At 73.7% G+C, this 936-nt stretch carries 1 protein-coding gene; it reads left to right on the plus strand.

Going from position 1 to position 936, the window contains the following annotated elements; genetic code table 11:
- Positions 1 to 139 precede the first annotated feature (139 nt).
- Positions 140 to 936 (plus strand): cobalamin biosynthesis central domain-containing protein (locus FVW27_RS17140; RefSeq protein WP_279586650.1); only part of this gene is annotated, 797 nt, incomplete at its 3' end.

The raw sequence follows: 936 nt of genomic DNA on the forward strand, positions 1-936 counted from the left end.
CCTGCCCCGGGCCATCGCAACGACACGGGGGCGGACGCCGGAACGGCCCCGCCCCCGCCTGCGTTGCGGCATCACCCGCACCTGGTCGGACGCTTCCGGCAAACGGCCCCGCGCACACCTCAACCCGGTCCTGACCGCCATGCCCCACACGCCAGCCCCCCCATCCACGCGGCCCATGGCCGTGTACGCGCTGACCCCCGGCGGGGCCGCGCTGGCACGACGCATTGCCGGGGCACTGGGCGGCACGCTGTACCTGGCGGAACGCCTGTGCGCGGCTACCACGGAGGGGGCTGCTTCGGGCATGCCGGGCGCGGCGGCAATACCGACCACCCAACCGTTCGCCTCGCTGGCGGACCTTGTGGCGCGCACCTTCCGCCTGCATTCCGGCCATGTCTTCGTGGCGGCCACGGGCATCGTGGTGCGCTGCATCGCCCCGCATATCACCAGCAAGGCACAGGATCCCTGCGTGGTGGTCTGCGACCAGCGCGGGGCCTTCGCCATCAGCCTGCTGTCCGGCCATCTGGGCGGCGGCAACGACCTTGCCCGTCAGGTGGCCGCCGTCACCGGCGGCACGCCGGTCATCACCACCGCCACGGACACCGAGGGTCTGCCCTCGTTCGACCTGCTGGCCGCGCGGGCCGGGCTGGCCATGGCCGACATCGCCATGGTCCGCCACGTCAACGGCGCGCTGCTGGCCGGGGAAACGGTGTGGATCTGCGACCCCGGCGACGCGCTGGGCCTGCGCACAACCGGCACCTTGGCTGGCGAAGCAGGAACGGACCACATCGGGACGCACGACGCACCGGGGTCCTCCGCCGACGGGGCTGGCGCCCCCCACCACTCCGCGCACCTTTTCCGGTTCGTCGCGGCCCCCGCCGACCTTCCGCCCGATGCGCCCTCGGTGCTGGTCACCCCGCACGATCACCTGGCCGCGCC

The sequence above is a fragment of the Nitratidesulfovibrio liaohensis genome, from assembly GCF_011682075.1.
In the GTDB taxonomy this organism is placed as follows: Bacteria; Desulfobacterota; Desulfovibrionia; order Desulfovibrionales; family Desulfovibrionaceae; genus Cupidesulfovibrio; species Cupidesulfovibrio liaohensis.